Genomic DNA, 16,458 nt, shown 5'->3' on the forward strand with positions numbered 1-16,458 from the left:
CGGCCTCCTTGATCTGGGTCAAAAAGTAGAAATCAAATGCGCAATTACAGGGTTATCACCCTGTCAGATATTTCAACCTCGACGTGTTTGTGCGAGGCGGAAAGAATGGCGGACTGCGGCAGGATGGCACGGATTTCCCTTAGCACATGGAGCGCGGTGGCGTCGTCGAGCCCCTCGGTCGGCTCGTCGAGGAGCAGGAGATCGGGACGGCGCAGGAGTAATCGCGCCAAAGTGACGCGCCTTGCCTCGCCGCCCGAAAGCCCTTCGCCACGCGGACCGATGACCATATCGAGGCCACCGCGCAGGCGGATCACCTCCCGCAAAGCACAGGCGTCGATAACCGCGTCCAGATCGGCATCGGTGATCCGGTCATCGCCAAGACAGAGGTTTTCGCGCAGGGTGCCCGCCATCAGGGCGCTGCGCTGGGGCAGATAGGCCACCCTCTCGCGCAGGGACGCCTCGTCGAGCGTGGCGATCGGGACCTGCCCGAGCCTGATCTCGCCGCCAAAGGACATCAACCCCGCCAGCGCCAGAAGGAGCGTGGATTTACCCCGCCCGCTCGCTCCGGTCACGGCAAGCCACTGCCCCGGTCCGAGATCGAAGGACAGATCCTCGATAATGGGCTGTGCGGTATCGGGCCGGCAGAGCGACAGATGCGACACCGTCAATTGCGCGCTGCGCGGTGGTGTAACGGCGGGGCTGGCCGGTGCCTCGGGACCGGGCAGATGGCCGCGCACCCGCGTGGCCGCCATCCGCATCCGCCCCAGATCGGGCGCAAGGCGGCGCAGCGGCGCGATCGTCTCTGCCAGCCCGAGCGCCGCAAAGAACCCGAGCGCGGCATAAGACGGCGCAAAGCCGCCCGCATTCACCGTGGCAATCCCGAGCCCGAGCGCCCCTGCCGCAACCAGCTGCAGGAGCAGGTTGAGCGTCAGCCCGACCCTGCGTTCGGCCGCATCCTGCCGCTGGCTAAACCCGTCGTGCAAGTCTTGGGCGGCCTGCACCTGCACGGCCTGCCCCGCAAGGCGCCCGTAGACCGCCAGATCACGACGGGCACGGATCATGTCGATCAGGCCCGTGCGGAAAGACTGGGCCGCCTCCTCGCGCGCACGCGCCACGCGGGCCGAGGCCCGTGCGGCCCAAATCAGGATCAGTGCCCCGCCCAAGGTATAGCCCAATCCGATCCATGCGGCGATCATGCCGCCCAACAACCAGTGAAGCACCAGATAGACCAGCGCATGGGTGCCAAGCGCCGCCATCACCGGCAGGAACAGTCGCAGTGAGACACCGTCCAGCGCATCGACATCGGCCGTCAGCAGATTGAGCGCCTGCGCGCCACGGATGCGGGTCATCGTCCGGTATCCTGCCCCCAGATAGCCGCGCAGCACATCGGCCCGCAGCGCCTCGAGCCCGCGCAGGGTGGCATCATGGGTGAGAAGCCGCTCGCCATAGCGCCCCGCCGCCCGTCCGAGCGCCAAAAAGCGCACCATGGCCGAGGGGCGGAACACATCGAAGACCGAACCCATCCCGATCAGCCCCGCAGCCGCCGCCGCCACGATGAACCACCCCGACAGCCCCAGAAGCGCGGCTCCCATGACCAGCACGGTCAGGCTCAGCGCCCAGCCCCGCGCCATCGCCCAGGAATTGGCCCGCAGAAGACGCAGGAATATCGCGAAAAGATCTCTCATCTTACGCCTCCAGCCGGATGATCCGGTCCATTTTCTCCGCCAGCGCCATGTCATGGGTCGCGATAACCAGCCCCATGCCGCGCCCGTGGGCCGCCAGCAGCCCAGTGGTAACGGCGGCTGCAGTCTCGGAATCCAGATCGGCAGTGGGTTCATCAGCCAGCAGCAGATCGGGGCGGCGCGCCAGCGCCCGCGCCAGCATGATCCGCCGCGCCTCGCCCCCCGACAGACCACCTCCCGTCTCGCCTAGAGGCGTCTCGAGCCCTTCGGGCAGCGCGCGCACGACCTGCGCCACACCCGCCTGTGCCAGCGCGGGCCAAGGATCTGCCCCCTCGGGCAACATCAGGCTCTCGCGCAACGTGCCCGAAAGGAAATGCGGGGCCTGTGGCATCCAGCCCAAACGCGCCCGCCACGCATCGGCGGTCTCGGGCACAAGCGGTTGCCCCCCCACACGGACATATCCTGCCTCGGGCGTGAGCCCCCCTGCCAACAGGCGTAAAAGTGTGGTCTTGCCCGCCCCGGAGGGCCCGACCAGCGCGATACTCTCTCCTGCATCGACGCTCACATCCGGCAAGGCACGACCATGGATCACGAGCCCGCTTGCCTGCACAGTGCACAGCCCTGCCAGCGGTGCGGCCTGCGCGCCTTTCCCGACGAGAGGCGCGGCTTGGCCGTTCTGCCAATCCTCGAGTTCGGCGCCCACCGCTTCTGCCGATGCACGGTCATGCCATGCCGCCGACAGATCGCGCAAAGGCTGGTAGAATTCCGGCGCGATCAGCAGAAGGAAAATCCCCGCCTCGGGCGAAAGCCCCGCCCCCCAAGTGCCGAAAGAGATCTCGCCCAGAAGCGAGAAGCCCACGAATACGGCGACCATCGCCACCCCGATGGCCGAGAAGAGTTCCAGCACCGTCGAGGACAGGAACGCCACCCCGAGCACCGCCATCGTACGCTGGCGCAGCCGACCGGTCTGGACGACAAACCCCTCCATCACGCGGTCCCGTGCGCCCAGCACGCGGATATCGAGCACCGCCCCCAGCCGCTCGACCAGCATATCGTTGAGCGTGCCGATCTCGCCCAGCTGGCGCATGGAGGCCTCTTTCGCGGCCATCCCCACAAGTGCCATGAAGACCGGAATCAGCGGGCCCGAAACCGCGAAGATCACGGCCACCGCCCAGGACTGCCAGAGCGCCACCCCGAGAAACAGGAGCGGCACCACCCCCACGCGGAACTGTGCGGGGCGGTAGCGGGTGATATAGGGCCGCAACAACTCGGCCTTCTCGCCGGCAAGGGCGGCGATGGCCCCCGCCCCGCCAAAGCGGTTCTCCTCGCCCGACGCGGCTTCCTGCGCCACGATCCGCGCGCGCAAGCACCCGACCGTGCGGTTGGCCGCCCCTTGCGCCAGCCCCTCCGCGCCCCAGTTGAGCGCCGCCCTGAGCCCCCCGAGCAAGCCGAACACGAGCGACGGTATCAGCGCCCCGGCGTTCTGTCCCGCAAGGAGCGCGCCCAGAACATGCGCCACACACCACGCCTGCAAGGGCCAGACCAGTGCCGCGAGAACCGACAGGCCCGAGGCTCCGCGCAACCGTCCCGCCTCGGGCGCCATCAGAGAGTTCAGCACCCTGCGCCCGCGTTTTGCGCGCGAGAGCGCCTCGTCCTGCGCCGCTTGGTTTGCGCTGCCATGGCCTGTCATGATGCACCCCGTCCTACTCTTTGCCGTCCCTCCGTAACCGCATTGGCAAATTGCTCATTTGATCTGCATCATATCGGCGCAGAAAACGCGCAGTCCCGATATATGTTTGCGGGGTCTTTTCAGCCTGCCTCTGTCATGGCAAAATCACGCAATGAGCAATGTGATCAATCTCAACCAGTTCCGCAAAGCCAAGGCCCGCGCCGAGAAGCGCGCGGCGGCTGACGCCAATGCTGTGAAATTCGGTCGCACCAAGGCCGAGCGCGCGCGCGACGAAGCGGACGATCTGGCCGCCAAGCGCCATCTCGACGCTCATCGTCTGGACAAGGATGATGAGGAGCAGAGCGAGACATGAGCCGCCCGCGCAAACATTCCCTGACACTCGGCGGGCACCGCACCTCGGTTACGCTGGAGGACGAGTTCTGGCAGGCCTTCCGCGACATCGCGCGCGAACGCGATCTGGGGATCAATGCGCTGGCCGCGGAAATCGATGTGGCCCGCGGGGTCGAGATGGGGCTGGCCACCGCCATCCGTCTCCATGTGCTGCGCTATTACCGCGCGCAGCTTTTACAGGGCTGAGAAGCCGTCCCTGACCGCCGCCTCACAGGCCGCGGCCAGCGCCTTGCGGTCGCGATGCGCGGCCACGGCCAGAGGCGGATGAAAGACCAGCGTGATCCGTCCCCCGCGTCTTGCCTTCAGAAGCTTCTCGAGATGCGGGGCAAAGGCCATATCGCCCCACCATCCGTAAAAGCGCGGATCCTCGCCTGAAGGGGCATGATAGCGCAGGCTGACCGGCTGGACCCACATCCGCGCGCGCAGATCCTCGGTGAAAAAGGCCTGAAACAGGGTCGATTTGAATGGCAGAACCCGACGCGTATCGCTGGAGGTGCCTTCGGGGAAGAACAGAAGCCTGTGGCCTGCGCGGATCCGGGTCTCGAACAGGCGGGCCTGGGCGGCCGCCTCGCGCGGGTCACGACGGATGAAGACCGTCCCCGCGATCCGTGCCAGAAACCCGATCCCCGGCCAGCCGGCCACCTCGGATTTGGCCACGAAAAACACATTACTCGCGGCATTGAGCGCGAGAATGTCGAACCATGATCCGTGATTGCATACCACCGCCCCCGCATGACGCATCGGTCGGCCCCGGATCGTGAGGCCGATCCCCAGGATTGCGACGGTCGCCCGCGAGACCAGCCGCGGGATATGCACCGAAAGCGGCCGGTCGGACCGACGCAGAACGGTCTCGATCAGCCGTGTAACGCCCATCGCCCCGAGCCCGCACAGGAACACGAGCACCACACAGACACACCGAGCGCTTAGCCGGAGCCTGTCGCCCGCACGGGGTGTGGGCGGCGCTGGGGGCGCCTCACCCATCCAAGTGGGCGACGGTACGGGGCGGGTCATACCTCGACCCTGCGGGTATAGAAGCTGCGGTGTTTCGCACTCATGGCGGTCGTGTCCATCATCACCAGCACATCGGTCGTGTTGAAATCATGATCGATAAAAGCACCCTCGCCCACGAAGCCACCGAGCTTGAGGTAGGACTTGATCAGATTGGGCATGGCCGCCATCGCCGCGCGCCGGTCGAGCGCCTCGGGCGGCACCAGATCCATCGGCTGGAAGACGCGTGCCCGCGCCCGCAGCGCGTCTGGGGCGCGGTGATGATGGTGGAGCCACGCAAGAGGCATCTTCAGCGCCTGCAGGTCGGTGCCATGGAAAGAGGCCACCCCGAACAGGATCTCGATCCGGTTCGTGAGCACATAGTCTGCCAGCCCGTTCCAGAGCAGGAACATCGCCGCGCCTCCGCGATGATCGGGATGGACGCAGGAGCGCCCAAGCTCGAGCATCGGGCGGTTCAGGGCCTTGAGCGGCCCGAGATCGTATTCCTCATCGCAATAATAGCGCCCGAAGGCCGCCGCACGATCCGAACGCAGGAGACGATAGACCCCCACCACATGGCTGAGCGTCTCAGGATCGATGGCGGGATCAACCAATATAAGATGATCGTAAACGGGATCGAAGGCGTCGCATTCGAGTTGGGCTGCGTGATTAACCATCGCGCCACCCCCGCCCAGTTCGGTCACGAAGACCTGATAGCGCAGCCGTTGCGAGGCCAGAAGATCTTCCTCGCTCGCCGCAAGACGAACCTCTAAACGACTGGATTCCATGGCATTTCAATCCACTTTTGCAAGCATGTCGCACGCTCTTGCCGAGTTTGTGGCAAGAGAGCGCTCAAAAGGCAAGCAGGTTGGGAGGCGCCGATTGACCCGCGTGGCAAAATCGGCGTTAACCTTTCCTCAACTTTAATCTTCAATAACGAGAGTCAACGCGATCACCCGACCGTCAACCACCTGTTTACCCGCCTCGCGGAAATTGACGGTGATCTTGTCGCCCACGCGCGATTGCACCTGACCTACACCCCATTCCGGCGCTTTCGGGTTCCGGACCAACATACCCGGCTCGAGGAATTCGTTCATGACTGCCCTGTCTTCTCAATTGCTTCCTTCTGACGCCAATACCGAGACTTCCGAGGCCGATCTGGTGGCCCTTGTCGGTTCGCGTCTGTGTCATGACCTTATCAGCCCTTTGGGCGCAATCAGCAATGGGGTAGAGCTTTTGGCGATGGCAGGTGGCGCGATGAGCCCCGAGATGCAGTTGATCGCCGAGAGCGTGAACGCGGCCAATGCGCGGGTGAAGTTCTTCCGCGTGGCCTTCGGACAATCGAGCACCGAGCAGCGCGTCAGCCAGAACGAGATCCGCAACCTTCTGGCCGAGATGTCCGCGACGGGCCGGATGAAATATGAATGGCAGGCTGAAGGCGACCAGCCCCGTCATTTCGTGAAGATGGCCTATCTGGCGATGCTCTGCATGGAAACCGCGCTGCCCTTCGGCGGGCGGCTGGTGATTACAGAGATCAATGGCGAATGGCATCTGGTGGCCGAAACGCGGCGCACCAAACCCGACGAGGCACTGTGGAATGCGCTGAACGGACAGGCGCCCGAAGACCTCCGTCCGGCGCAGGTCCAGTTTCTGCTGCTACCGCGCGAGGCGGCACTCCACGGACGCCATATCGCATGGGAGATCGGCGAGACCGAAGCCCGTATCGGCTTCTGATCCATGCGCGAGCAGCAAACAGAAAACCGGCGCAAGACGCCGGTTTTTTATTTTTTGCAAATGGTTGGAATATGATCTTAAAGTAGATGCCCAAGACGGCGATGGATGGTGGGGATGATCGCATAGACCATCGACAGCACGACAATGGGACAGACCACGGCAGTCACCGTAAAGAGCGGATGCCCGTCCATCAGCGGCAGCACCACATAGAGGAGCGCCGTGACCAGCGGGTAGATAGCACAAAGGACAAAGAAACTCAGACGCAAATTGCGCGAGAACAGACGGCGGCCGGGGGGGATCTGGGCGGTCATGGGAATTCTCCGGAAGGGCGGTTGGCACGCAGGAAATATAGAAAGCATGCCTATCTTATGTCAAAGACACAAAAAGCCGCAGCACATGCTTTCTGCACTGCGGCCTTTAAATCGGGCGATACTCAGGCGCGGGTCGCGCCATCCCCCGTGACAAGATACTTGAACGAGGTCAGTTGCTCGGCCCCCACGGGGCCGCGCGCATGCATCTTGCCGGTGGCAATCCCGATCTCGGCACCCATCCCGAATTCCCCGCCATCGGCGAATTGGGTCGAGGCGTTATGCATGAGGATCGCGCTATCGAGCCGCTGGAAGAAGCGTGCCACAGGCGCCTTGTCCTCGGCCAGGATCGCTTCGGTATGGTTGGAGCCGTAGCGGCGGATATGGGCAATGGCCTCATCCACCCCCTCCACGATTTTGGCCGCGCAGATCATATCGAGGAATTCACGCCCGTAATCATCCTCGGCGGCCTCGACCACGCCCTCGGTGCCCAGCAGATCCCCCTGCCCGCGCACCTCGACGCCCTTGGCCAGAAGATCACGGATCAGCACATCACCATGCCTGTCCCAGAAAGCGCGGTCGATCAGCAGGCATTCCATTGCCCCGCAGATCCCCGTCCGGCGGGTCTTGGCGTTGATCACGATACGGCGGGCCTTGTCCAGATCGGCGCTGCCATCGACATAGATATGGCAGATCCCTTCCAGATGCGCGAAGACCGGCACGCGCGCCTCGCGCTGGACGAGCCCTACGAGCCCCTTGCCCCCGCGCGGAACGATCACGTCGATATATTCGACCGCCTGCAGCATCGCGGCCACGGCATCACGGTCACGGGTGGGCACCAGCTGGATCGCCGCCTCGGGCAGACCTGCGGCTTTCAACCCCTCGACCAGACAGGCATGGATCGCCCGCGAGGAATGGAAGCTCTCCGAGCCACCACGCAGAATCACCGCATTGCCGGATTTCAGGCAGAGTGCACCGGCATCGGCAGTCACATTGGGACGCGATTCGTAGATCACCCCCACCACACCGAGCGGCGTGCGCACACGCTGGATATGCAGCCCCGTGGGGCGGTCCCATTCGGTGATCACCGCGCCCACAGGATCCTCTTGTGCGGCGATGGTGCGCAGGCCCTTGCAGATCCCCTCGATCCCCGCCTCGTCAAGCTTCAGGCGGTCCATCATGGCAGGCGTGAGCCCCTTTGCCTCGCCATAGGCCAGATCCTCGGCATTCGCGGCAATGATCTCGGCGCGCTGCGCCCAGACAGCATCGGCGGCCGCTTCGAGCGCACGGGTTTTCTGAGGCGCTGGTGCGAAGGCCAGCTCTGCTGCTGCCTCGCGGGCAGCGGCACCGAGGGTGTCGATCAGCTGCTTTGCATCCAACGCGTCTTTCATCCGTCTACTCCTTATGTGACAGCCCGCATATAGCGACCCTGCCCGACCAAAAGAAGCCCAAAACGACAAAAGCACCCCATTGGGGTGCTTTCTGACGAGAAGATGGTGGCGCGGTTGACGGGGCTCGAACCCGCGACCCTCGGCGTGACAGGCCGATACTCTAACCAACTGAGCTACAACCGCACAGCATCTTCCAAACTCCAATTCCGAAACAGTGGCGCGGTTGACGGGGCTCGAACCCGCGACCCTCGGCGTGACAGGCCGATACTCTAACCAACTGAGCTACAACCGCGCATATGTTTCGGCTAAGGGCGACTAGGTGAGGATGAATGGCGCGGTTGACGGGGCTCGAACCCGCGACCCTCGGCGTGACAGGCCGATACTCTAACCAACTGAGCTACAACCGCTCTTCATCCTCTCCGGCATCGCCCGGAGCGTGGGGTGGGTAATACGGGCCACTAACGCGCCCGTCAAGCATGGTTTCGCATTCTTTTCAAAAAAACCCAAAAACCCTGCCGCGTATTTTAGGAAACCCTTTAAAACAACGCTTCTTCAATTGGTTGGCATCAGCACAGCGGGGGCAACGGAGCGCCGTTATCAGGGGAATCATATCGCCGGAGGGGCCGTGATCCCCGTGGCTTGCCGCTCCATCCTAGCGCGTTCAGTCGGGAAGCGGGATAAACTCGTCGCGATCCGTCGGCGGGAGCTGGAATCGCCCGTGCATCCAATCGCCCGCGCGCCAGGATTCCTTGGCCGCTTCGATACGTTCCTGCGAAGAGGCCACGAAATTCCACCAGATATAGCGCGGCCCTTCAAGCGTGGCCCCACCCAGCACCATCAGACGTGCCCCCTCGGCCCCTGCCTTGACCGAGATCCGGTCACCGGGACGGAAGATCAGCATACGTCCCGCCCCGTAATGCGCCCCGCCCACATTCACCGAGCCGCGCAGCACATAGACGCCGCGATCCTCGTGATTGTCGGGCAGCGGCAGCGCGGCATGGGGCGCCAGATCGGCATCGGCGTAAAACAGCTCCGACGGCATGGCGAGCGGCGCTTTCGCCCCCCAGGCATCCCCCAGAACCAGCGTCACTTTTTTACCCTCGGCCTCCAGAACCGGCAGCGTCCCTGCCCCCGAATGGGCGAATTCCGCCGCATCATCCTCGGCATCTTTGGGCAGCGCGATCCAGGTCTGGATACCAAACATCGTATCGCCCGTCTAGCGCAGATCCTCGTCGGTGCGCTCGGAATGGGTGATGCCATAACCCGCATTCATCCAGTTCACCTCGCCCGGTTTGATCCATTGATCGGTTCCGAGGGAGTCACGGTGATGCAGCCGTCCCTGAAGCAGATAGGTTACCGTGCCGAGGCCGATATGCGGGTGCGGGCGGATATCGACGCCCTTCTGCCCCGACAGGAACTCGACAGGCCCGATCTCGTCGAAGAAGATGAACGGCCCCACCATCTGGCGCTTGGCCGAAGGCAGCGCACGGCGCACCTCGAACGACCCCAGATCCCGCGCACGCGGCACGATTTCCATATCAACGAGATCAACGGCATCGCCAATCGGGATATCGGCATCGAGAATCGGGTTCCAGCTCATCTTGGCGCTCCATTTTGGCAATTCGGCTTGGGATGAATGTGCCGCGCAAGGGGGGTGATGAAAACAGGCAGGGGCGCGCAGGGTCTGTGCACGCCCTCGCCCGCGCGGGCCTATTGCACGCCTGCCTGCGCGGCCAGATCGCCCATCATCGCATCTGCCCGCGCTGTGAGGTCTCCCAGATCGACGCGGATCAACTTACCGTTCTCCTTATGGATCTCCCCCGCAATCATCACAAAGGACACATCCTCGGGCTCGGCCGCATGGGTCAGCAGGAAATCGGGCGAGGCGGCAGGGCGTGTGTTGAGCCCCTCGGTAGAGATCGCGATCAGATCCGCCGGCCCGCCTTCCGTCAGCGTGCCCACGCCTTCGGGCGCCATGATCGAGCGTGCGCCCTGACGGGTCGCCCAGTCGAACACATCCGCATCGGGCAATGCCTGCTGCTTATGCGCATGACCATCTGCCAGATCGGCGGTCAGGCGCATGACCTCGAACATATTGATCTGCCCCGCCAGCACCGTGTTATCGACCGAGACAGCCATCTCGAGCCCCGCATCCTTCATCATCCCCGGATCAGGCACGCCGTATCCCACCTCCAGCTCGGTCCATGGCGAGATGATCAGCGGGCTACCGCCCTCGGCCAGTTTGCGCAGATCCTCTTCGGGTGCCGAGGTCATATGGACAACATGGATATCCTTCCCCAGCATCTTCTGTTCGGCCAGCGCAGCCACGTTGTGTTTCTCTGCGGCCTCGGGGGCCCCACCCATATGAAAGGTTACCGGCAACCCGAGATCACGCGCCTTGGTGATTTCCTGCGTCCAGATCTCAGGCGTCGAACGGTCCGGCCCGCGCAGCGACACACCGAGCCCGATCAGGCTATCCTCTGGCCAGTCGGACTGCGTCGTCTCCAGATCGGCGAGATCCATCAGAGCGCCCTGCCCCAAAGCCTGCGGATAGCCATAGCTGAACCGTCCGCGCACGCCGGAGGCCGCCATCGCCGCGATCTCGGCATCGGCGAATTCGGGGGCCTTCACGTTATGCGCCCAGTTATTGACATAGGTAATGCCCGAATTGACAGCCAGCGCCATTCCCAGCTCGACCGAGAGCGCCGATGCCTCGGGCGTCCATGCTCCGGAAAGCGGCTTCATCGTGCCCGCGAACCCGCCCTGATCACTGCGCTCATAGCCGCGCGCGATGGTGTTCCACATATGCCAGTGGCTATCGACAAGACCGGGGGTCAGAAGATGGCCGGACAGGTCGATTTCGGTCGCATCGGCTGCCTCTATATCTGCATCGATCCGCGCAATCTTACCGTCTTCAATGAGGATATCCAACGGCGCCGAGGGGGTCCAGCCACCCTGCATCGTGATCACCTGCGCTCCGCTCAGGAGATAGCGGCGGCCGGATGGATCATCGTCTTGCGCGAGGGCCGTCAGTGGCAGGCTCAGGGGAAGGGCCGCGCATCCCGCGACGAGAGAAAGACGTGTCATGGAAATCTCTTTCAGCTAGGAACATCGCATAGAGCTATGCCCCTAACCGCAACGGTCAGCACCTCTCACGCATCCGTGATGTATTAAACGGTGCGCCGTGCATGAAACAGGACCTGCCCGCGCGGCAATTTGCGCGGATCTTCCCACAGCGTCCATCCTGCATCGCGGGCCATCTCATGCACGCTTGAGGCGCGCATATCATAGGGCGCACGGGTGTAATGGGTGACCACGCCATCGCGCTGCCGGTAATGGGCATCCTCGGCCACCTCATCGGGGCGCAGGAAGACGGTGAACAGGAAGAGTTCGAGATTGGGCAGGCGCTGCAGGTTGCGCAGGCACAGACCCAGCATCTCATGCGGGAGATGCGGAAAGAGCCCGAAAGCGATGGCATGGGTGATCCGCGGAGGAATTTGTGGAAATTCGAACGCTTTATCCTCGACCAGTTGCGCAGGATCGAGCCGGGAGCGGTCCGACAGTTCTCGCTCATGCCCCACCAGCATCAGCTCGCGCGAGGCATCGGTGGCCCAGTAATGCCCCGGTTCGAGATAATTGATAACCTTACAGCCAAGCCGCAACGGCCCCGCCCCGATATCGAGCAGGTGATGATGCGGCAGGATCCCCGCATCCTCGACGATCTCCATCTGGCGCTCGCCGGTCTCTTCCCAGCGCCCGCCGACGATATCACGATGCATCCCGCGGCCGATCATCTCGTCATAGAAACCGGGGCGGGTATAGGGCGCATGCGCGTGGGACATAAAATCGGGTCTCGCATCAGGGGCGCGCGGGCGCGGGTCAGGGAAAAGCCCGCTCTGCACCCCGTGCAGGAGAAGGCCCGCGCTGACCTAATCGGGCTTTTCCCCTATCGCAAGCATTTTCGCACCTGCAACAGGGGGCCTCCAGCGATCACTCGGCAGGGACGGATTGACCGCCTGCCCGCCGCATCGCCCTGAAAGACTGCCAGCGCGCATTCAGCCAGGCCACCGGCCAGAGCGTCGCCGACATTGCCACCACCAGTATCGCACGGTCCAGCTGGCTTAGCGCTTCGGTCGGCCCGACCGCCAGCGCAAGTAGCCATAGGCCTATGGCATGCCACGCATAAACCTGCAGGCTATGGCGCCCGAGAAAGACCAGCGGACGCCATGTGAAGAGGCGCCTGAACGCATGGGCCACCGTCCTGAGCACGGCATTGCCGTCGCTCAGACCTGCGGTCAGCAGCCATGTCATGATCCCCAGATCGGCGAGGAAATTGGCAACATAGACCGAATCGAGGATATTGCGCTCCTGCTCGGCTTCGAGACCCATGATGGTCTGGAGCAGATCACATCCCGCAAACAGACCCGCAAGCATCAGGCAGACCATCGCGACGGGACGCCATTTGGGGTCTTTGAACATGGCCGGATCGAAGCGCCCCAGCGCCATATTGGCGCCGATGGCCAGCCCGCCGAAATAAAGTGCCTGCCATGCGAAGCGGTTGAAGAAAATCCCGAGCCTTACGCCGTCCTCGGTCAGGCCCGAGACATCCCCGAGCTTGCGCCAGAAGAACTCGACCACCCCCGTCTGCGCCCCGCCCCAGAGCGCGAAGCAGATTGCCAGTAACAGCATCGTCCTACCCTCGAGCACCAGATAGAGAGCTGCAGGCGTGAAGAGGATGAAGACCAGATACATCGGCAGGATATCGGCATAGGTGATCCGGCCCATGAGAAAGACCCCCGCGAGGACATTCCCGAAAGGTGCCTGCGCGAAATATGTGAACATATCCGTCCGTGTGTCGGCGCCCGCGACCCACAGCGCCACAAAAGCCGCCACCAGCACCAGAAGATGGGCGATATAGATCGTTTTGACGCGCTTGCGGACCAATGCCCAGAGGCCGCGCTCTCCGCTCTTCACCAGCCGTTTCATGAAGACGAGGCCGATCACCAGCCCCGAGAAAAACACGAAGCCCTGCGCATCCTCGACCCAGCCGAGGCTATGGTGCGAAATGTAATGCAGATCGGAATGGAACACCGCAGCCGAGTGCATCCAGACCATAAAAAAGAGGAAAAAGCCGCGAAAGCCGTCAATTATCTGAAATCTCATTGCAAACATCCTATCTGGAATAAGCAGCGCCACATGCCAGATTAAGAGAAGTTTACAAAAGATAAACAACGATAGGTTGCATAACGAAACCCAGCAAAAATAATGGGCATCCAAAACGCCAGAAACACGATCCGGCGAAGAACTGCCCTGAAAACGGGCGGGAGAGAAATGGGAGAAGTGGCGCACCCAAGAGGATTCGAACCTCTGGCCTCTGCCTTCGGAGGGCAGCGCGTGCGGCTTTGTTCGCGGCGCGTTCTTGGTTTTCACCCTGTTTTGTTCAGGGTTCGACAGGGTTCACATGGTCAATAACCGCACCGAAACCGCACCGAGACCCGCCATACGCTAAATGGGGAGCCAATCGACTTCCCATCGTTATGAGCTGCGATCAAACGCTTCCACAGCCACGCGCCGCCGCCCATCACAGGCGATCAGCTCATCTCCAAGGCGCGTGATGCTCACCGCGTCATCAGCCACCGTCCCGCCTGTCGCTAGCAGGGACGCCGGAGACGCGCACGGAAGGCGGGCGGCAGCGGGCAGGATGACCTGTGGACGCGGCGTTTCATTGGCCACCACTAGACCAGTGGTCGCGGATTGACTGCAGGCGACCAGCAGGAATGCCGGGGCCGCCAAGATCAAGGTCAGCTTCAATTTCATCGATAAGCCTCCTCTGGGCTGTGTCGCGTTCACCCTGCGCAATGGTCAGGGCACGTTCTGCCTCTGCCAGCGCCGCGTTGGCGGCATTGACCTTCTGGATTGCTTCAGCGGTGCGCTGACGCTCTGCCAGCAGGGCTGCCGCTTTCTCCGCGTCCCATGCCGCCTGCTTGGCCGCGAGCTGCGCACCGAGCCGCCATCCCTGCGTCATCCACCCTGCCCCGAAGCTCGCCGTCATCATCAGCAGGAGGACGGCGCCCGCGATTACAGACCGGACAGACATAGCTCACGCTCCGCCTTGCGCCGGTTCGTCAGGCCACGCACCACGCGGCCGCCGGCCTTGTTCCACATGAGAAGCGCATCGCAGGCCCCGCGCAGATCGCCGGCCAAGGCGCGGCGCGACATGCTCGATCGGCAGAAGCCATAAGACCCGATGTTATAGGCTGCGCTGATAAAGGCGGCCCGCGTCTTCGGTGGAAGCTCTGCGGGCAGACAAGGCCGGATCTCGGCCTCGAACTGCGCGACCCGCTTGACAAGCTGCGTCCGGCACTCGGCATCCGTCGCTACGTCGCCCATCTTCACGCCTTTGGTCTCGCCAAAGCAGATCGTCGGGATGCCCACGATATCGCGATATGCCCGCAGCTCTTTTCCCTCCCAAGGCGAGATCATGGTGATGGCGAGCGCGATGGCGGCCGCCATACCGGCCACGCCCGCCGCATGGCGCTTGCGCAGTCCCCCGCTCTCGTCTCGGCCGAGATCCTCGGACCAGATGCCGGACTGCTGGACCAGCCGCGCGATGGTGGCGGCGATCGAGATGAGTCCCGCCAGCGCGGCAAACGCCCCGGGCGGCATGCCGAGAATGTCGGCATTGAGGAGCGAGACCACGACCTCAAGGCCGGAGAGCACCGCCGTCAGCAGGATCAGGCGGATCGACCAGGCGCGTAGCAGCACCTCGCGCCAGTCAGGCAAGAGTCTGAACATTCTATTTCTCCATGAAAAAGCCCCGCTCGATGGCGGGGCGTTATTGCAAAATCCGGAACGGAACTTCGGGGGACTTGAGAGGTGGCACGTTCGGGCACTTCTCTGGCCAATCGACTATCAGGAACGCCATGGCCAGCCCGTCGCCTGTTGGCTCCACCCCGTCATTATCCGGGATGCGGGCCGAGAACCTCGAAGTCTGCCAGCCATCTTCGAGCGGCAGAGGAACGGTCCAGCCGTCATCGTCGCCGTTCGATTTATGCGAGAAAATGTGGACGCGTCCGCCGCCGTTTCGGAAATAGGCGCGGGATCTGGGCGTTCCGCAATCGCGCACTTTGCGCATATGCCACTCCTGAAAAGCAAGACCGCCGATTTTGGTTGCAGTGACGCTGTTGCCAGTTGTCGCGAACCGGATCGGAGGAGTGCTGTCGAGCGCCTTCGCCTTTTCCAACGAGGCTATGCGCTCCACAACCTTGTTAACGGTATCGGCCACCTGCGCCTGCGTATCGCTGATAGTCGCGATTGTTGCCTGCTGCTGTCTGATTGACGACCGTACGTCGCGCATGTCTGCCGCCGTCACCCCAATCTCTGCCGTGATGAATGATGACAACCAATCCTCCACATGGGGACGCAGCAGCCAGACAGCCGCTCCCCAAATGACGCCCGCAGAGGCGATTGTTGCGGCCATATTGCGCGCGAATGCGGACCAGCTGGCCCGTGTCGTTTCCTTCATATCTCGCCTCATGCTCATAAAAAATCCCGCCTCGGGGGCGGGTTAAACGGTGATCCCGAATAGGGCGGCGCGCCTGCGCATGAGAGCCGCAATCTCGTTTAACTCATCGTCGGCAATCCGACGATTTACGATACAGGCGGACGCATGGTCGCTGTTTCCGTCGAAGGATGTCGCATACCCCCAACCGATGCGATACGGGTTAGCATTGAGGTCTCGCGCATATGTAATTGCCTGAGATCCGGAAAGGCCGGTGGTAAAGTCCTCCATCAAGAGACTTTCTGCGTCAACGCGAAGTGCTTTCATCGACCAATTCTGCGGAGTGGCAGCGAGGCTGCTCGACACATTTGCGGTCGCGCCAGCATTGTTGAGATAAGTCGCGCCAGTAACCACAGCAGTGCCGTTTGCGTAGATGGAAGTCCCGCCGTTCCCCAGCGTCGAAGACGCATAGTTGCTGATATACAAAGGGCGAGCCGCACCGGTCCCAATGCTGACTGCGCGGCTGACCGAGATTATGGTCATTTCCTCCGTTTCGACGGCGTCAGTTTGCAAAAAACCTTCGCTGCCTGTCAGACTAACATACCCGCTACCGACCGTAGCCGTGCCGCTGGTAACTGCTGCTGCGCCCGTCCCGAGGTTCCGTTCAATCAGATCGGAATCCTCAAAGAAATTGAGATATGCGATATCGTCGAAAGGAAGATCGAAATCGAGGCTTTTGGATGCATTAGCCCCGGAGATGATTATGGACGGCATA

At 62.8% G+C, this 16,458-nt stretch carries 17 protein-coding genes, 3 tRNA genes and 1 pseudogene; 3 read left to right on the forward strand and 18 right to left on the reverse strand.

What is annotated here, in order from left to right; genetic code table 11:
• Nucleotides 1-44: 44 nt before the first annotated feature.
• Both WDB91_RS11785 and WDB91_RS11790 read right to left on the reverse strand, forming a co-directional pair.
• Nucleotides 45-1,685 (reverse strand): ATP-binding cassette domain-containing protein, encoded by a 1,641-nt coding sequence (locus tag WDB91_RS11785; RefSeq protein WP_339112752.1) that lies wholly within the window; start codon nt 1,683-1,685, stop codon nt 45-47.
• Nucleotide 1,686: 1 nt separating this feature from the next.
• Entirely contained in the window at nt 1,687-3,372 is a 1,686-nt protein-coding gene (locus WDB91_RS11790) for an ATP-binding cassette domain-containing protein (protein ID WP_339112753.1), read from the reverse strand.
• 151 nt (nt 3,373-3,523) lie between these two features.
• Between WDB91_RS11790 and WDB91_RS11795 the strand changes: the two genes are divergently transcribed.
• A complete protein-coding gene (locus WDB91_RS11795) occupies nt 3,524-3,724 on the forward strand; it encodes a DUF4169 family protein (protein WP_339112754.1) in 201 nt (66 codons plus the stop codon).
• A complete protein-coding gene (locus WDB91_RS11800) occupies nt 3,721-3,948 on the forward strand; it encodes a ribbon-helix-helix domain-containing protein (protein WP_339112755.1) in 228 nt (75 codons plus the stop codon). The genes WDB91_RS11795 and WDB91_RS11800 overlap by 4 nt, the downstream gene beginning before the upstream one ends.
• Here WDB91_RS11800 and WDB91_RS11805 read toward each other — a convergent pair.
• The 3 genes from WDB91_RS11805 to WDB91_RS11815 form a co-directional block, all read right to left on the reverse strand.
• Complete coding sequence (locus WDB91_RS11805) at nt 3,937-4,773, reverse strand: lysophospholipid acyltransferase family protein (RefSeq protein ID WP_339112756.1); 837 nt, start codon at nt 4,771-4,773, stop codon at nt 3,937-3,939. The two genes, WDB91_RS11800 and WDB91_RS11805, sit on opposite strands and share 12 nt — an antisense overlap.
• Entirely contained in the window at nt 4,770-5,537 is a 768-nt protein-coding gene (locus tag WDB91_RS11810) for a GNAT family N-acyltransferase (protein WP_339112757.1), read from the reverse strand. The genes WDB91_RS11805 and WDB91_RS11810 overlap by 4 nt, the downstream gene beginning before the upstream one ends.
• Nucleotides 5,538-5,672: 135 nt before the next feature.
• The gene (locus tag WDB91_RS11815) at nt 5,673-5,846 is read right to left on the reverse strand and encodes a DUF3553 domain-containing protein (RefSeq protein ID WP_339112758.1); all 174 of its coding nucleotides are present in this window, start codon (nt 5,844-5,846) and stop codon (nt 5,673-5,675) included.
• Here WDB91_RS11815 and WDB91_RS11820 point away from each other — a divergent pair.
• Nucleotides 5,845-6,483, forward strand: a complete 639-nt coding sequence (locus WDB91_RS11820) for a histidine phosphotransferase family protein (RefSeq protein ID WP_339112759.1) — start codon at nt 5,845-5,847, stop codon at nt 6,481-6,483. The two genes, WDB91_RS11815 and WDB91_RS11820, sit on opposite strands and share 2 nt — an antisense overlap.
• A gap of 77 nt (nt 6,484-6,560) precedes the next feature.
• Here the strand turns inward: WDB91_RS11820 and WDB91_RS11825 are convergent, their stop codons facing one another.
• The 13 genes and pseudogenes from WDB91_RS11825 to WDB91_RS11885 all read right to left on the reverse strand — a co-directional run bounded on the left by WDB91_RS11825 (nt 6,561) and on the right by WDB91_RS11885 (nt 16,457).
• Nucleotides 6,561-6,794 (reverse strand): hypothetical protein, encoded by a 234-nt coding sequence (locus WDB91_RS11825; protein ID WP_339112760.1) that lies wholly within the window; start codon nt 6,792-6,794, stop codon nt 6,561-6,563.
• 122 nt (nt 6,795-6,916) lie between these two features.
• Nucleotides 6,917-8,182: a glutamate-5-semialdehyde dehydrogenase gene (locus WDB91_RS11830; protein WP_339112761.1), complete on the reverse strand. Its 1,266-nt coding sequence runs from the start codon at nt 8,180-8,182 to the stop codon at nt 6,917-6,919.
• A gap of 106 nt (nt 8,183-8,288) precedes the next feature.
• Nucleotides 8,289-8,365: transfer RNA gene (locus tag WDB91_RS11835), tRNA-Asp, on the reverse strand.
• A 32-nt stretch (nt 8,366-8,397) separates the two neighbouring features.
• Nucleotides 8,398-8,474: transfer RNA gene (locus WDB91_RS11840), tRNA-Asp, on the reverse strand.
• A gap of 38 nt (nt 8,475-8,512) precedes the next feature.
• Nucleotides 8,513-8,589: transfer RNA gene (locus WDB91_RS11845), tRNA-Asp, on the reverse strand.
• Between the two features lie 254 nt (nt 8,590-8,843).
• Nucleotides 8,844-9,782 (reverse strand): annotated as a pseudogene (locus tag WDB91_RS11850) (pirin family protein).
• A 110-nt stretch (nt 9,783-9,892) separates the two neighbouring features.
• Nucleotides 9,893-11,269, reverse strand: coding sequence for an amidohydrolase family protein (locus tag WDB91_RS11855; protein ID WP_339112762.1), 1,377 nt, complete (start codon nt 11,267-11,269; stop codon nt 9,893-9,895).
• An 83-nt stretch (nt 11,270-11,352) separates the two neighbouring features.
• Nucleotides 11,353-12,024, reverse strand: a complete 672-nt coding sequence (locus WDB91_RS11860) for a class I SAM-dependent methyltransferase (RefSeq protein WP_339112763.1) — start codon at nt 12,022-12,024, stop codon at nt 11,353-11,355.
• Between the two features lie 148 nt (nt 12,025-12,172).
• Nucleotides 12,173-13,345, reverse strand: coding sequence for an OpgC domain-containing protein (gene opgC / locus WDB91_RS11865; protein ID WP_339112764.1), 1,173 nt, complete (start codon nt 13,343-13,345; stop codon nt 12,173-12,175).
• A gap of 559 nt (nt 13,346-13,904) precedes the next feature.
• Complete coding sequence (locus WDB91_RS11870; protein ID WP_339112765.1) at nt 13,905-14,279, reverse strand: hypothetical protein; 375 nt, start codon at nt 14,277-14,279, stop codon at nt 13,905-13,907.
• Nucleotides 14,261-14,977 (reverse strand): lysozyme, encoded by a 717-nt coding sequence (locus WDB91_RS11875; protein ID WP_339112766.1) that lies wholly within the window; start codon nt 14,975-14,977, stop codon nt 14,261-14,263. Before WDB91_RS11875 ends, WDB91_RS11870 begins: the two co-directional genes overlap by 19 nt.
• Nucleotides 14,978-15,017: 40 nt before the next feature.
• On the reverse strand, nt 15,018-15,707 hold the full coding sequence (locus WDB91_RS11880; protein ID WP_339112767.1) for a hypothetical protein: 690 nt from the start codon (nt 15,705-15,707) through the stop codon (nt 15,018-15,020).
• Nucleotides 15,708-15,749: 42 nt separating this feature from the next.
• Entirely contained in the window at nt 15,750-16,457 is a 708-nt protein-coding gene (locus WDB91_RS11885) for a hypothetical protein (protein WP_339112768.1), read from the reverse strand.
• Nucleotide 16,458: the final 1 nt, after the last annotated feature.

Source organism: Thioclava sp. GXIMD2076, from assembly GCF_037949795.1.
GTDB classification, from domain to species: Bacteria; Pseudomonadota; Alphaproteobacteria; order Rhodobacterales; family Rhodobacteraceae; genus Thioclava; species Thioclava kandeliae.

What these genes read in the sequence shown, in the direction of transcription:
- WDB91_RS11785 (WP_339112752.1), bottom strand. Translation starts at nt 1,685, where the DNA reads ATGAGAGATCTTTTCGCGATATTCCTGCGTCTTCTGCGGGCCAATTCC.
- WDB91_RS11790 (WP_339112753.1), bottom strand. Translation starts at nt 3,372, where the DNA reads ATGACAGGCCATGGCAGCGCAAACCAAGCGGCGCAGGACGAGGCGCTC.
- WDB91_RS11795 (WP_339112754.1), top strand. Translation starts at nt 3,524, where the DNA reads ATGAGCAATGTGATCAATCTCAACCAGTTCCGCAAAGCCAAGGCCCGC.
- WDB91_RS11800 (WP_339112755.1), top strand. Translation starts at nt 3,721, where the DNA reads ATGAGCCGCCCGCGCAAACATTCCCTGACACTCGGCGGGCACCGCACC.
- WDB91_RS11805 (WP_339112756.1), bottom strand. Translation starts at nt 4,773, where the DNA reads ATGACCCGCCCCGTACCGTCGCCCACTTGGATGGGTGAGGCGCCCCCA.
- WDB91_RS11810 (WP_339112757.1), bottom strand. Translation starts at nt 5,537, where the DNA reads ATGGAATCCAGTCGTTTAGAGGTTCGTCTTGCGGCGAGCGAGGAAGAT.
- WDB91_RS11820 (WP_339112759.1), top strand. Translation starts at nt 5,845, where the DNA reads ATGACTGCCCTGTCTTCTCAATTGCTTCCTTCTGACGCCAATACCGAG.
- WDB91_RS11815 (WP_339112758.1), bottom strand. Translation starts at nt 5,846, where the DNA reads ATGAACGAATTCCTCGAGCCGGGTATGTTGGTCCGGAACCCGAAAGCG.
- WDB91_RS11825 (WP_339112760.1), bottom strand. Translation starts at nt 6,794, where the DNA reads ATGACCGCCCAGATCCCCCCCGGCCGCCGTCTGTTCTCGCGCAATTTG.
- WDB91_RS11830 (WP_339112761.1), bottom strand. Translation starts at nt 8,182, where the DNA reads ATGAAAGACGCGTTGGATGCAAAGCAGCTGATCGACACCCTCGGTGCC.
- WDB91_RS11855 (WP_339112762.1), bottom strand. Translation starts at nt 11,269, where the DNA reads ATGACACGTCTTTCTCTCGTCGCGGGATGCGCGGCCCTTCCCCTGAGC.
- WDB91_RS11860 (WP_339112763.1), bottom strand. Translation starts at nt 12,024, where the DNA reads ATGTCCCACGCGCATGCGCCCTATACCCGCCCCGGTTTCTATGACGAG.
- opgC (WP_339112764.1), bottom strand. Translation starts at nt 13,345, where the DNA reads ATGAGATTTCAGATAATTGACGGCTTTCGCGGCTTTTTCCTCTTTTTT.
- WDB91_RS11870 (WP_339112765.1), bottom strand. Translation starts at nt 14,279, where the DNA reads ATGTCTGTCCGGTCTGTAATCGCGGGCGCCGTCCTCCTGCTGATGATG.
- WDB91_RS11875 (WP_339112766.1), bottom strand. Translation starts at nt 14,977, where the DNA reads ATGTTCAGACTCTTGCCTGACTGGCGCGAGGTGCTGCTACGCGCCTGG.
- WDB91_RS11880 (WP_339112767.1), bottom strand. Translation starts at nt 15,707, where the DNA reads ATGAAGGAAACGACACGGGCCAGCTGGTCCGCATTCGCGCGCAATATG.
- WDB91_RS11885 (WP_339112768.1), bottom strand. Translation starts at nt 16,457, where the DNA reads ATGCCGTCCATAATCATCTCCGGGGCTAATGCATCCAAAAGCCTCGAT.